The organism is Providencia sp. PROV255 (assembly GCF_028478065.1).
Classification (GTDB): Bacteria; Pseudomonadota; Gammaproteobacteria; order Enterobacterales; family Enterobacteriaceae; genus Providencia; species Providencia rettgeri.
Genome location: NZ_JAMPMI010000008.1, coordinates 115,394 through 130,270 on the forward strand (window position 1 = coordinate 115,394; position 14,877 = coordinate 130,270).

Below are 14,877 nucleotides of genomic sequence, written 5' to 3' on the forward strand. Positions count from 1 at the left end.
CACTATGCCTCCTGCTTTTTCAGGAATAAAACACTTAGCCCAATAACCAGTGGTACGGTGATCAGTAATGGAATAAATGATGACTGTAAATCAAATAAATTTAACCCCTTAGAGAAGGTTCCTCGCGTGATAGTCAAAAAATGTGATGTTGGATAAACCATCCCAACCCAGCGGCCAATACCTTCCAATGATGAGACAGGGTCAATCATTCCTGAAAACTGAGTTGCTGGTATCAATGTGATGATAGAAGTACCAAAAATTGCTGCGATTTGGCTTTTCATAAAGCATGAAATTAGCAGCCCCATACCTGTTGCAATACTGATATACAGAAATGCTGCCAGCGTTAATGTCAGAAAACTACCTTTGAATTCAACACCAAATATATACACTGATAATATGCAAAGTAATACAAAGTTAAACATGCCTAATAGAATATAAGGGAGCTGTTTTCCAAGTAAAAATTCTAATTTGGTGATCGGGGTGACATAAAGATTGATAATCGAACCAAGTTCTTTTTCTCGAACAACACTTAACGCACTCAGCATGGCGGGTATCATCATTAATAATAATGGAATAACCGCGGGAACAATCGCCGGCAAACTGCGAACATCTGGGTTATAACGATATCGAGTTTCAATGTCGATAGCGGGCATACCAGCAACACCTACGGGTTGACGAGCAGCCATCGTACTTAGCCATGCTAAGTGCATTGCTTGTACATAGCCACGCACAGTTTCAGCACGGTTTGGCATGGCACCATCAATCCACACGCCAATTTTGACGTTATTACCACGAGCGATATCCCTAGCAAAATTAGGTGGAATTTCAATCGCAACAGTAACATCACCGCTACGCATTTTTGCCTCTAAGTCATCATAATCTTTAATTGGTGGTTGTTCGATAAAGTAACGTGAGCCTGCTAAGTTCAGAGTATATCCCTGACTTAGCCCTGTTTGGTCGCGATCGAGTACTGAAAAACGTAAATTTTCTACATCCATACTAATACCGTAACCCATGATAAACATAAGAATTACAGTTCCCAATAACGCCAATGTAGAACGGACAGGATCTCGACGCAATTCCATGCCTTCCCGGATGGAATAACTAAATAACCGACGTAAACTAAAGCGTTTTTTCAACGCTTCAGTCGCTTGTTCTTTCAGTTCAGGGTCAACATGGAACTCAGGCGCAGTTTCTTGCCCTTGCCCTGCATCACCTACCGCATCTTGCAAATAAGCAATAAAAGTTTCTTCTAACGTCGCTAATCCGCGTTTTTTGGTTAAGTTTGCAGGCGTATCACAATCAAGTACCTTTCCTGCATGCATTAATGAAATCCGGTCACAGCGTTCGGCTTCATTCATAAAGTGAGTTGAGATAAAAATTGTGACGCCGTCACGCCTTGATAAATCGACCATTAAATTCCAGAACATATCTCTGGCAACAGGGTCCACTCCTGACGTTGGCTCATCGAGGATTAACATTTCAGGTTCATGAATAACAGCGACAGCTAAAGATAACCGTTGACGAATTCCTAAAGGCAAATCATCAGGCATAGTACCCCTGACTTCCTCGAGTTCAAATCGTTGACACATATCATCAATGCGTTGTGCGATTTTTTCTTCTGGAATATGAAAGAGTTTTGCATGCAGTTCAAGGTTTTGCTCAACACTGAGTTCACTATATAACGAGAAAGCTTGCGACATATAACCGACGCGTTTGCGTGTTTCGATATCCTTCGGATCAATTTCTTGACCAAATAGCCACGCTTGACCTTCACTGGCTTGTAATAAACCCGTCAACATTTTCATTGTGGTTGATTTACCACAGCCATTGGAGCCTAAAAATCCGAAAATCTCCCCTTTCGGAATTTTAAAATTAACATGGTCAACAGCGACAAAGTTGCCAAAACGCATGGTTAGGTCTTGAGCCTCAATGGCAATAATATTGTCTTTTGTGGTATCACGCGCAGGGATCACAACCTTTTTGTGCCCGCTACGCTTTTCTTCTGGTAGTAATTGAATAAACGCAGCTTCAAGGTCATCACATTGCGTCTGTGCTTTTAATTCAGATGCATGGCCAGTGGCAAGCACCTTGCCATCATCCATTGCCACTAACCAATCAAAACGTTCGGCTTCTTCCATGTAAGCTGTTGCGACCAAAACACTCATATTGGTTTGTCGCAAACGAATACGATCGATTAAATCCCAAAATTGTGCACGAGATAACGGGTCAACCCCAGTGGTAGGTTCATCTAAAATTAATAAATCGGGATCATGAATTAACGCACAGCATAATCCCAACTTTTGTTTCATGCCTCCTGATAATTTGCCAGCAGGACGGTCTTTAAAGGGTGCAAGCCCTGTACTTTCAAGTAAATCTTGAATGCGATATTCACGCTCAGCTTTTGATTGGCCAAATAAACGCCCAAAAAAATCGACGTTTTCATAAACAGATAATGTATGGTAGAGATTCTTCCCTAAACCTTGTGGCATATAAGCGATGCGAGGGCAAACAGCTCGGCGGTGTTCAATGTCATTCATATCACCATCAAGTACCGTTATTTGGCCTTCTTGAATCACTCTTGCCCCCGCGATCAGAGAAATCAAGCTTGATTTTCCTACACCATCTGGACCAATCAACCCAACCATTTTTCTTGCTGGGATGGAAAGTACAATGTCATCCAACGCACAATTATCACCATAATGCTGGCTGACATGCTGTATATCGATAATCACATCATCCATCAGTCTATTGGTCATTGTGGTAATCTCACCTCAAGTTCAGCAGGCCAAGATTCATTCGGATCCAAACGTACATACGCTTTACCAGGTAACCCTGTTTTGACATATTCTAAGTGTTGCTCTAATAACTCAGGGGAAATACGCGCACGTACTCTGAACATCAATTTTAAGCGTTCATTTTGTGTTTCTACGGTTTTGGGTGTGAATTGTGCAACACTTGCCACGAACGTGGTTTTTGCTGGGATCACGATGTTTGGTGCAGCATCAAGGATAATGTGAACATCACTGCCTAAGGCAACTTTACCTGCATCTTCAGTCGGTAAGAAAAAGGTCATATACACATCACTTAAATCGACCATATTCAAGACCCGCCCACCAGCGCCAAGTACCTCTCCAGGCTCAGCGACACGGTATTGAATGCGCCCGTTTCTTGGTGCTTTTAGAATACTGTCATCTAAGTCCGCAATAATGCGACGTTCCGTTGCTGTCGCTGCATCAACACGGTTTTTCGCTTGGACAATACCGGCGCTTGCAGAATCAATCGCTGATGTCGCGGCGGCAACTTGCGCTTTTGACGCCTCCAGTGCTGCGCGAGCACCTTGCATCTGCGCTGTATCGTCATCGACTTGTTGTTGAGAAACAGCGTTGGTTCTTACCAAAGCTCTAGAGCGATTTAATCGTTTCTGTGCGGCGTCTAATTCCGCTTCACGTTGGCGAACAACCGCTTGAGCGGCAACTTTTTCACTTTTTCGTTGGGCTAAAGCAGATTCGGCTGTTGTCACTGCACTAATCGCTTGGCGTAACTGGGCTTGTACTTCATGAAGCTGCTCTTGGAGCGCTCGTGTATCCATACGAGCAAGTTCTTGCCCTTCTTTAACAAAATCGCCTTCTTTTACATTAATCGTTTCAATGCGCCCTGCAGTCTTAGTCGCAATATCAATTTCCGTTGCTTCTATACGGCCATTACTTTGTGCAAATCCAGCAGGTAGCCCACCTGAATTAACATTCCAGTAATAAAAACCACCCGCAACAATAATTATTATTAAAATGATGTAAAAAGATATTTTTTGCTTATTTATTTTCATACCATCCCTTTCCATTAAATGAGAAAACAAGGAACAACAATTATTTTGATTATTAACCTGGTAAATATTAATAAAACGATATAACTGTCCTATATGCTAAATAAATACAACTAAGACAAAAGTAATAATTTTTTATTTTTTAACTATGTTAGTACGTGTAAACACAGTTATTAAATTAGCTATCTATCTAATTTAATAACATTTTATCAGCATTTAAGTTAAGTGAAGTTGCCTTGTGTCACAAAAAGGTAGAATAGACAGATAAAAACAATAATAAGGCATTAATTGTATACATTTAATTCAATATATAAAAAATAAAGCCAGTCAATTAGTTTACTGGCTTTATTAATAACATTTGATTTGAATAAATATTAGCAAGCAAATTCAGCTATCGTTTTTTCGTCCATGCGGTAACGAACCCACTCATCCTGTGGTTGCGCACCTATACTTTTATAGAAATCAATCGCTGGCTGATTCCAATCAAGAACGCTCCATTCCAGACGCTGGCATTTTCGATCTACGGCCAATTTTGCAATATGTTTCAATAGTTTTTTTCCGGCTCCTGCCCCTCTATAATTAGGGGATACATATAAATCCTCTAAATAAATGCCACTATTACCTAACCATGTTGAATAACTTGTAAAGAATACGGCATACCCTGCTGGCTGCCCATCGACATAACAAATCAATGCTTCAGTGCTTGAATTTTCATCGAATAAGGAATTTTCGATATCAGCAACTGTAGCTTTCACTTCATGACGTGCTTTTTCGTAATCCGCAAGTTCAATGATCATATCTAATATCAAAGCGGCATCTTGGTGGGTTGCTGACTTTATTTCTACGTTCATGTGGGGCTCTCTTAGCTTTTGAATCCTAATTTTAAACGTTACCAACGAAGAACCCAATTCACAGCAGTATTATTCATTTCTTCGTGCATGATATAAGTATCATTTATATCTGTGTATATACTTAATTTAACAATAATAATCAAACAACGCATTTCTGGACATTGTTTGCCAAAGACTATGTTTGCTATGATTATCTCATGGATTAACTTAACAAATATTAAGGAGGCTAATCTATGCTGTTGTGTGATCTTATTGAATACTCACACTTCTTTGGTAATCGCCAGAGCTCAGGCTTTCACAGTTTTATACTGCGATAACCCTGCCTGAGCGAAGCCACTAAAGAAAATCTTCCCTCAGCTTACTGGGTTGTCGTGACGACTATGCCCTGGCATTTTTATGCCTAAAATTTGAGTAAGCTATGAGCACTTTATTAACTGTAAAATCACTAAATTACGATACTTCAACCTCGACTTTATTGAATGATATCTCTTTTACCGTTCAACAAGGCGACCGTATTGGTTTAATTGGCCATAACGGAAGCGGAAAAAGTACATTATTGAAGCTAATAACCCAGCAATTGTCCCCTAATAATGGCAGTATTACTTATGCGAACCACTGTGTTACTGCTTATATTGAACAACATTTACCCGATGATATTGCTTCCTTAACACTCCTTGATGCACTGGTTCAAAAATTACCTGAACAAGACAAAGTCACTGAACGCTGGCGGGCTGAAGTTTTATTATCAGAATTAGGTTTTACACCTGAACAGTGGGAACAAAAAGCTTATGCCATCAGTGGAGGGCAACATACTCGTTTGCTTCTAGGTCGTGCTTTAATTGAGCAGCCCGATTTACTACTACTTGATGAACCAAGTAATCATTTAGATTTACCCACACTTATTTGGTTAGGTAATTTCTTACAGTCATGGAAAGGCAGTTTCGTACTCGTGTCTCATGACCAGTCATTATTAGATAAGGTGAGTAACTGCACTTGGATTTTACGAGATAAATCACTGCATTTTTATCGGTTACCTTGCAGTGCAGCACGGCAAGCATTGAGTGAAAAAGACATTACTGATGCACGTCGTAATCAAGCCGAGCAAAAAGAAATTGACCGTATTGCATCAAGTGCCAAGCGCTTAGCTATTTGGGGGCATGTGTATGACAATGAAGCCTTATCACGCAAAGCCAAGCAGATGGAAAAACATATTGATCGGCTTAAAGATGCCCAAACTGAGTTAACTGAAGGCTATCAATGGAAGCTTGCTTTAAATGGCAAAGCGATTCCTGCAGATAGAGTTTTGGAGTTGGAAAACACTGTTGTTTCAACACCGAATGGAAATCAGTTGTTTAAAACGGCATTTCATCAAGTGAAAAGTGGTGACCGTATCGCCATCATGGGCGCTAATGGCTGTGGTAAATCGACACTATTACGTCTACTTTGGCAATGTTATCAACAAGATTTGCGTTATAGCTCGCAATTGAAGTTTCACCCAGCAATCAGTGCTGGTTATTATGACCAACAATTAGAGCAGCTAAATGATAATGATAGCCTACTAGAGGCACTACGTCATTTTGCACCTTTAACCGATGAACAACGAAAAATGGCCTTGATTGGCGCTGGTTTTGCTTATTCACGCCATCAACAGAAAGTAGTAACACTGAGTGGTGGAGAACGCGCTAGGTTATTGTTTATTGGTTTAAGTTTAGCTCAGTACGAGTTGATTTTATTGGACGAACCTACCAATCACCTTGATCTAGAAGGCAAGGAAGCGCTTTGTGAACAAATTAGCTTATTTTCTGGAGCATTATTGGTTGTAAGCCATGATAGATGGCTCATTGAAAATAGCTGCCAACGCTTCTGGTTTATCGATGATAATCGGCTAGAGGAATACCTTAATGTTGATGATATTTATCATAAAATCGAGCTGCAATCCCAGTCATTATTAACGCCTACACTTGGGAGAGATGTCTCTATTAAATCGGCGATTAAAATTCCTTGTGAGGAAGATGCGCATGAAGATGAGCTACTAGAAAAATTACTGATATTAGAGCAAAAGTTACTTGCGGATCAAAAACGCAAACTAAGCCACCAAAAGCCACAGTTACAACAACAGTGGATAAATGAAATAGCCCAAATACACGCTAAATTGGGCTTATAACCGATACCCCCTGATGACGCTAAGTGATCAGGGGGCCTTCTCAATAAGTCGTATACTGATATAGGATGATAGTTACAGTTTACAAAATAATTATATGTACCCTAAAATTGACCTTATTGACGAAATAATAGAAAATTGAGTACTGTTATTCATCAATAATGAAAATAATTGCATTTATTCTTTATGCCTTTCGTATGAATAAAGATTTTGTAAACTATCCAAATTATTATTTTATTTTTTGTTTTTTAGCTCGCTTAAAATATGACGTTGGGACATTGGGGCAAACAACCTCTTTAAATTTAACATCTTTATTCGTATTCACAGGCGGTTCATTTTCAGAAGTAACCGGGTCGTTGCTCTGTGGTATTTTGCTTGTTTCTTTCATATATAAATGCTCTTTTGCTTGTATAATATCATTCGTTTTAGCCATTTGATTTTCCCTCTGCCACTAACACCGCATTAACTTGCTCAATTCGTTCCACTGCGCGGTTAATGATCTCAACGACTCTTGTTGTCTCTTCTTTTGTCAACTGTTGTATCACGATTTGTTGTCTCAACAATGACTTAAATTTATCTACAGCACATTCAATTTCATTAGCAAATTGATTACCTGCTTTTAATTCCTGTGCATATTTTAATTTTAGTTGAACTTCTGCCAATATTTCAGCTTTGAGTAATAAAAAACAGCGACCTTCTGGAGTAATCACATAACACTTGCGCCCTTTTCCATTATCTTTACCCGCTGAAATAAACCCTAACTCTTCTAATAACGTTAGAGTCGGATAAATTACACCCGGACTTGGACAATAAAAACCTGCCGTTTCTTCTGCAATTTTTTTTATTAACTCATAACCATAATTAATTCCCCCCGTCAGTAAATGTAGGATGTAAATCCTTAACTGTTTAGGGTTAAACATACGACTGACACTTTTACCGTTACACAAACACGGGTCTAGTTGTTGTTCACTGGCCATTAAAATTCTCAGGGTTATTTACTCTAAAACCGATATATCTAACATAATAGTTACTTTTACAGAAAATGCCAGCTTTAGATATATCTGTTTTTGTGCATAACGTGCTAATGATAATCATTCTTATATGGATTATACCGACTAAATGTCGATACAACAGTAAAAAATGTGCGGTAAATTGTCTAACTGAGTAAATTATGCCGTAAATTTGAGAAAGGCTTTAAGGAAAGGAACAAGCCAGCTATCAAAAGACAGCTGGCAAGTAAACGGTTTATTAGCCAATATTAGGTAATATGTTGAAAACAATCCCTAACTGAACACCAATAACTATAATGCCACAAATAAATACCAATGATAGACCTAATCCACCACCCAATACTTGATATTTCTGTGGGTTCAATGCCCTTGATTTAAATGCCATTGCACTAGGTAGTAATAAAGCTAGTATTGAAAGTGCAATTGCGGCATACCCTAATGCCATCACAAACCCTTTAGGATAAAATAAAGCAAAAACTAGCGGTGGTCCAAAGGTTAGTAAACCTGTTTGTAGACGCCCTGAAGCATTATCTTGACGTTTAAATAAGTCTGCTAAAAAGTCAAATAACCCTAAAGCAACCCCAAGGAAAGATGTCGCTAGAGCCAAGCTCATGAACATTTGTGCAATTAACTCTGTTTTTCCTGATTGAGCCACATCCTTAATTGCATCTAATAGTCCATTAAGCCCTGCGTTTTCAGCCAAAATACCAACGAACGTGGTTGTACCAATACTCCCTAAGGTTGCGATTTGCCATAAAATATAAGCAATCAATGGGATAGCACTTCCGATGATAAAAATAACCCGCAGTTTTTTGACATCCCCTCCCATGTATTTAACGATACTTGGGACGCTACCATGAAAACCAAATGAGGTAAAAAATACCGGTATCGCAGATAAAATGAGAACTTTTTCAGTTGGCGCAGCCAATAAATTTTGTTGCTCAACATGCGGTATCATTAATGCCAATATAATGACTAGGAAAACAATTTTTGCAGCAAATAAAATACGGTTGATAAAATCTACGGATGAAGTCCCGAAACATACAACGCCACCGCCAATGACGGTAAATACAACAATTCCCATCCAATCGGCCATTTCAATGGCAAAACTACTTTTTAAATTTGAAGTAATGATTTCCCCTGCACCACTGACATAAGCCGCTGTCAGTGCATACATAAGGAACATCATACTGAAACCCGTAATAAATTTGCCGCTAGACCCTAAATACCGCTGCGCAACACTACCAATCCCCGTTTCGTGGGATTCATGTTGATAAACCTCGACCAAAAGCAATGCTGTGTAACACATCAATGCCCATAACACTAATAACATAGCCAAGCTAACTAAAAACCCATTACCCGCAGCCGCGATAGGCATAGCTAACATACCTGCGCCAATCGTAGTACCTGCAACAATAAATACACTACCAAGTGTGCGATTTTTCATATTGAGATCCTAACAATCAATTAAATATTAATTTTATAATTGGAATGATTTGACTTATTTTCTTCATTAATGAGTTGTTGCAGTTTATCTTCAAAGATATTTTTTAACTCCGCCCAATAGGTTTCAAAATGTGCCCTATCACGCAAGCAATGCGTCATGATCGCTGCCCGTAGTACATAAATTGACCGCACTTTATGCCATTCGTTATCAGAGAACTGTGCATCTCGACATAAATTCAATGGATTATCACCATATTCGTCATAAGTTAGCGAAGTTGATGAGGTGAGAAAATCATTAGAATAACTCCGACCAGCTGCATAAGAGCATAATTCATATAGCCGCTTATTGAGCTGATTTTGCTTTTCTAAAGAGGTGTTTCCGATTTCACGAAACATAAAGTTAATCATATGAAAATCAGGCGTAGGCATCGCTATAATTGAAAATTGACGCTCATCAATAATGAAAGGCTCACATTGATTAATTTTGTCAATCATCCAATTAGCTGTGATGATCCCTGCGGCAATCACTTTTCCATACCCTAAAACATTTAATGGGACTAAGCGGTGTGCAGCCCATACCGCTGCGGCGGTTGCGCCCGCTTTTGATCCTTCCATGATGGAAGAGCCAAGTAATACATTTTGCGTTTTTTCTGCTTTACGCTGTTTTTCTTGCACTTCTTCAAATACATAAGCGGCATGGTAAGAAACCAAATCTACAATCCGCTTATCTTTCATACAAATTGCCCCCGCCGCATACGGAATAAACCCCACTTTATGAGGGTCAACGGTAATAGAATCAGCTTGGCTTAATGCTTTAAAACTTTCATACACATCGCGTTTTGGCCACACCATATTTTCAGGGAAAATTCCTTCACTATGATACCGTTGGATTAAATTCTCATACTCCATAAATTGATTTTCTTCATCACGAAACATCGCACAAGCGTATCCCGCATAAGCAGCATCGATATGCACATAAAAAGAAACACCAAAACGTTGCTCACATTCACGTCGTAGCTCAATGACTTCTTTGACATTGTCAATTGCGCCAGTTTCTGTGGTTCCCATAACGGCAACGACTGCTAAAATAGGTTCTTCTTGCTCAATCAATGCAAATACGGTTTCACGCATTTTACACACATCCGTTCGATAACTTGCATCAACGGGTAGTTGCACAATATTCTGTTGGCCTAAACCAAGAATATCCATCGCTTTCATCCATGAATAGTGTTTAGACTGAGGAACCAATAACTTACCGAGTTTTCCTTGCTCTATTCCAACGCCACGACAGGTCAGATCACGAATTTCTTCAAAAATTTGCTGTTTCTTTAATTCGTCAATTAAATCTAGAACTGTAGGCACTGAAAGATTGAGCAACTCTTTTTCGGTTTTCCCCTTTAGCAAGTATTGGGATTTTGGGTGCTGCATAACCGCCAACGGTAGTGTTTTAATATTTCTAGCCACCCATAATCCTTCATAGTTAGCTACTGTCCCACCTGATGTAATATGCCCCCAAGCATGTTGTACGTCATAACCAAACATGGCACATAAATCTAATCCGGCCTCTATTTCTAAAACGGTTGTCGTCGGAGAAGATTCTTGTGCACAATTATTAGGGTTGTACATCATCGCCATAACATAAGCTAAATTAGAAATCATCAGCGTATCTGCATTCATATGGCCCATATAACGTGGAGAGAACCATGGAACTGATGTTGTTTTTAATTTTGAAGAGAGTTGATTAAGAATACCTTCTGTACGATATAACGTATCTCGGTATTCAGGGGCATAGCGGTCAACGGTAGAGATAAGATCAGGGTCTTCTGGATGATAGCTAGAGCGCCAATGCATGTGTTCACTCACTGAATATTCCATCATTTCTTTGAAAAAGACAGCATTTTCAGATTTAGGGCCTAAAAACAATGCATCTACATTCATCTTTGCATTTTTAAAATTATTCATCATTACTACACCTTCAAACTGCAATTAGCAGCCGCTAGTTGCATTTAAGTCACTTAACTTAATATCATTGGAAAGTGCATAACGGGCTGTGTTTATATAAAAGATATCAATATATTAATGATATACATTTAAAAATATCATTTAAGGATTACTTATTGATAAACAAACCGTTAATGGCCAACTTGTTTATAGATATAATCTATTTTTATTAAATTATTAACAAACCAATTGGAATTTCATTCTAATTTGTGGACGAGCACAAAAAATCAAAATTTAGTTAACTGTAAAGAGATATTTACGCTAAAAAGACTTGATTATGTAAATTATTTGTTATAAATGGACTGGTTTTTACTATTATAAATATATCGTAATACAACAATAAAAACCAGATTAAAAAATTATAGTCAATTGTTTATTAGGATAATTTTACCAGTAAGGTCACCTGATTCCATATACTCATGAGCGTCTTTTACTTGGGCTAAAGGGTAGATCTTGTTAACAATAGGTTTAATTTCACCTTTTTGTAACATCCCCCAAACTTGTTCTTTGAGCTCTTGTGCGATCAAAACTTTTTCTTCAATAGTTCGAGAACGCATTGTTGATCCCGTATGAGTTAATCTTTTTACCATTAAAGGCATCATATTTAACTCTTTAGGGTTACCTTTCATCATCCCAATCTGGATAATGCGCCCAAACTTAGCAGCAACTTGATAATTTTTTGCAACATAATCGCCACCGATAATATCCACGACCATATCTACACCTCGAGAGGAGGTATAATTGAGCGTAGCCTCAACAAAATCATCTTTTCTATAGTTAACAGCACAATCTGCACCTAACGATTTTGCAACTTCAGCCTTATCCTCAGAACCAACAGTGGTAATCACTGTTGCACCAAACGCTTTCGCTAACATAATCGCCACACTACCAATACCCGATGTTCCCCCGTGAATAAGTACTGTTTCGTCTTTTTTTAACTTGCCGATTTGAAAAACGTTTGCCCAAACAGTAAAAAAGTTTTCAGGTATTGCCGCCCCCTCGATAAAAGATAAATTCCCTAACGGTAAGGCGATGTGCTTATGCACTAGACAATATTCCGCATAACCGCCCCCAGCAACCAGCCCACAAACTTTATCACCTAGCTGCCATTCCGCTACATCATCCGCCTTGCCTACAATAGTTCCTGCAATTTCAAGCCCCATAATCGGTGAAGCATCAGCCGGTGGAGGATAAGATCCCTTACGCTGAAAAATATCAGGACGATTAACGCCCGCAGCTTCCACCTTAACAAGTAAATACCCTGCAGAAATTCTAGGTAACGGTTTATCAATTAATCGCAGCTTTTCTGACCCACCAGGTTCTATAATGTCAACAACTGTCATCGAAGTGGGTAAAGACTGTTGAGTAAGTGTCATTATAATCTCCTTATTGAGGTTAATTTGAAAAATTGATATTCATAAATTTATTTTCGTGTTAAATTAATGCTAATTAGTTTAATATTTCGTGCTCAAGCACTATAATTTTAAGTATTAATTACAATGGTGATATCTGTCATCTTTTTATCGTTTAGAGGGTGAAATTTAATCTATATCAAATTTTATATTTAGTAATCTTCTTTAATTTAGCATTAATATCTAAATTCACTAATTTCTTCCATGTTCTCTGATTGGCTTTTTTGTTTATTAAGTCGATTCTGTCATACATTACTACTTACCAGTTGCATTATCTTATGTTAAAATTGACTCATATCAATAATTTTAACTTGATTGAGCCTTAAATATGATCCCAGAAAAAAGAGTTGTTCGTCGCATCCAGTCTGGTGGTTGTGCTATTCATTGCCAGGACTGCAGTATTAGCCAACTTTGCATTCCTTTTACGCTGAATGAACATGAACTGGATCAACTTGATAATATCATCGAACGCAAGAAACCAATTCAAAAAGGCCAAGCTTTGTTTAAAGCAGGCGATGAGTTGCGTTCATTATATGCCATCCGCTCTGGTACAATAAAAAGCTATACAATAACCGAAGAAGGCGATGAGCAAATTACCGGTTTTCATTTAGCTGGAGACCTTGTTGGTTTTGACGCCATCATTCATACACAGCACCCAAGTTTTGCACAAGCACTTGAAACATCAATGGTTTGTGAAATACCTTTTGAAACATTAGATGATTTATCAGGCAAAATGCCTAATTTACGTCAGCAAATTATGCGTTTAATGAGCGGTGAAATTAAAGGTGACCAAGAAATGATCCTTTTATTATCTAAGAAAAATGCGGAAGAACGTTTAGCTGCATTTATTCTTAACCTCTCACACCGCTTTGCAGAACGCGGTTTTTCACCAAGAGAATTTAGATTGACCATGACTCGTGGAGATATTGGTAACTATCTTGGATTAACTGTTGAAACCATCAGCCGTTTATTAGGCCGCTTTCAAAAAAGTGGCATGCTGAGTGTTAAAGGTAAGTATATCACCATCGAAGATATGGCTAAACTGACTGATATTGCTGGTAAAGTTTCCGCAATTACATGCTAATATCCCTAAACGGATCACGTTATCAGTGATCCGTTTTCATTTTTTTCCCTAGATTTCTTGCCTATTTAATCTCAATATCATAGTTTATCTATATGGAAATATCCGTGTATCGAGAGGATTTCAATATGGCAAACTATAAAAACCTGCTAGTTGCAATTGACCCAAATCAGGATGATCAACCTGCATTAAGACGTGCTGTCTACATCGTGCAGCGTAATGGTGGACGGATAAAAGCGTTTTTGCCTATCTACGACCTTTCCTATGACATGACAACATTACTGTCCCCTGAAGAGCGTAATGCCATGCGTAAAGGTGTAATAAGCCAAAAAGCAGCGTGGATCAAACAACAAGCTCATTTCTATCTTGAAGCAGGCATTGATATTGAAATTAAAGTTATTTGGCACAACAAGCCATATGAGGCCATTATTCAGGAAGTTATCAGTGGTGAACATGACTTATTACTGAAAATGGCACATCAAACCGATAATTTCGAGTCAATTATTTTTACCCCGTTAGACTGGCATTTACTCCGAAAATGCCCTGCTCCTGTCTGGATGGTGAAAGATAAAGTATGGCCAGACCACGGTTCCGTGGTTGTTGCCGTTAATTTATCAAATGAGGAATCTTATCACGATGACCTCAATATTAAATTGGTCGAAAAAACAAAAGACTTAGCAACACGCATTATTAAAGAACAGGAAATTCATTTAGTAAGCGCATATCCTGTTGCGCCAATGAATATTGCCATAGAGTTGCCCGATTTCGACCCGAGCTTATATAACAACGCACTACGTGGCCAACATTTAATTGCGATGAAAGAGCTACGGCAAAAATTTGGGATTGATGAAAAGTACACCCATGTCCGTGAAGGCCTACCTGAAAAAATTATTCCTGACATGTGTGAAGAATTACATGCGGGGGTTGTGGTGCTGGGTATTTTAGGCCGTACAGGGATTTCAGCGGCCTTTTTGGGGAATACCGCAGAGCATGTCATCGATAAGCTAAAATGTGATTTATTAGCGATTAAACCTGACGGCTTTGTCTGCCCTATCACCCCTGCTGATGAAGATTAATTAATCATTTAAAAAT

General features: G+C 38.6%; 11 protein-coding genes. 3 read left to right on the forward strand and 8 right to left on the reverse strand.

Annotated elements, in window-relative coordinates; all coding sequences use genetic code 11:
- Positions 1 to 2 precede the first annotated feature (2 nt).
- The 3 genes from rbbA to PR725_RS07450 all read right to left on the reverse strand — a co-directional run bounded on the left by rbbA (position 3) and on the right by PR725_RS07450 (position 4,674).
- Positions 3 to 2,759 carry a ribosome-associated ATPase/putative transporter RbbA gene (gene rbbA / locus PR725_RS07440; protein WP_272568341.1) on the reverse strand — a complete coding sequence of 919 codons (2,757 nt, stop codon included), beginning with the start codon at positions 2,757 to 2,759 and terminating at the stop codon, positions 3 to 5.
- Positions 2,756 to 3,826, reverse strand: a complete 1,071-nt coding sequence (locus PR725_RS07445; RefSeq protein ID WP_004910790.1) for an HlyD family secretion protein — start codon at positions 3,824 to 3,826, stop codon at positions 2,756 to 2,758. Before PR725_RS07445 ends, rbbA begins: the two co-directional genes overlap by 4 nt.
- Positions 3,827 to 4,197: 371 nt before the next feature.
- The gene (locus tag PR725_RS07450; protein ID WP_110731917.1) at positions 4,198 to 4,674 is read right to left on the reverse strand and encodes a GNAT family N-acetyltransferase; all 477 of its coding nucleotides are present in this window, start codon (positions 4,672 to 4,674) and stop codon (positions 4,198 to 4,200) included.
- A gap of 418 nt (positions 4,675 to 5,092) precedes the next feature.
- Between PR725_RS07450 and PR725_RS07455 the strand changes: the two genes are divergently transcribed.
- The gene (locus PR725_RS07455) at positions 5,093 to 6,838 is read left to right on the forward strand and encodes an ABC-F family ATP-binding cassette domain-containing protein (protein ID WP_272568346.1); all 1,746 of its coding nucleotides are present in this window, start codon (positions 5,093 to 5,095) and stop codon (positions 6,836 to 6,838) included.
- Positions 6,839 to 7,064: 226 nt separating this feature from the next.
- Here the strand turns inward: PR725_RS07455 and PR725_RS07460 are convergent, their stop codons facing one another.
- The 5 genes from PR725_RS07460 to PR725_RS07480 form a co-directional block, all read right to left on the reverse strand.
- Positions 7,065 to 7,268 carry a hypothetical protein gene (locus PR725_RS07460; protein ID WP_004910787.1) on the reverse strand — a complete coding sequence of 68 codons (204 nt, stop codon included), beginning with the start codon at positions 7,266 to 7,268 and terminating at the stop codon, positions 7,065 to 7,067.
- A complete protein-coding gene (locus tag PR725_RS07465; protein WP_196718405.1) occupies positions 7,261 to 7,812 on the reverse strand; it encodes a PadR family transcriptional regulator in 552 nt (183 codons plus the stop codon). The genes PR725_RS07460 and PR725_RS07465 overlap by 8 nt, the downstream gene beginning before the upstream one ends.
- Before the next feature lie 271 nt (positions 7,813 to 8,083).
- Positions 8,084 to 9,292, reverse strand: coding sequence for a tyrosine transporter TyrP (tyrP, locus tag PR725_RS07470; RefSeq protein WP_004910783.1), 1,209 nt, complete (start codon positions 9,290 to 9,292; stop codon positions 8,084 to 8,086).
- Positions 9,293 to 9,312: 20 nt separating this feature from the next.
- Entirely contained in the window at positions 9,313 to 11,253 is a 1,941-nt protein-coding gene (locus tag PR725_RS07475; RefSeq protein ID WP_117162203.1) for a pyridoxal phosphate-dependent decarboxylase family protein, read from the reverse strand.
- A 404-nt stretch (positions 11,254 to 11,657) separates the two neighbouring features.
- Positions 11,658 to 12,668, reverse strand: coding sequence for an NAD(P)H-quinone oxidoreductase (locus PR725_RS07480; protein WP_117161945.1), 1,011 nt, complete (start codon positions 12,666 to 12,668; stop codon positions 11,658 to 11,660).
- A gap of 364 nt (positions 12,669 to 13,032) precedes the next feature.
- Between PR725_RS07480 and PR725_RS07485 the strand changes: the two genes are divergently transcribed.
- Both PR725_RS07485 and uspE read left to right on the forward strand, forming a co-directional pair.
- The gene (locus tag PR725_RS07485) at positions 13,033 to 13,788 is read left to right on the forward strand and encodes an FNR family transcription factor (protein WP_004254821.1); all 756 of its coding nucleotides are present in this window, start codon (positions 13,033 to 13,035) and stop codon (positions 13,786 to 13,788) included.
- A 125-nt stretch (positions 13,789 to 13,913) separates the two neighbouring features.
- Entirely contained in the window at positions 13,914 to 14,861 is a 948-nt protein-coding gene (gene uspE / locus PR725_RS07490) for a universal stress protein UspE (protein ID WP_004910778.1), read from the forward strand.
- The last annotated feature ends 16 nt before the right edge of the window (positions 14,862 to 14,877 follow it).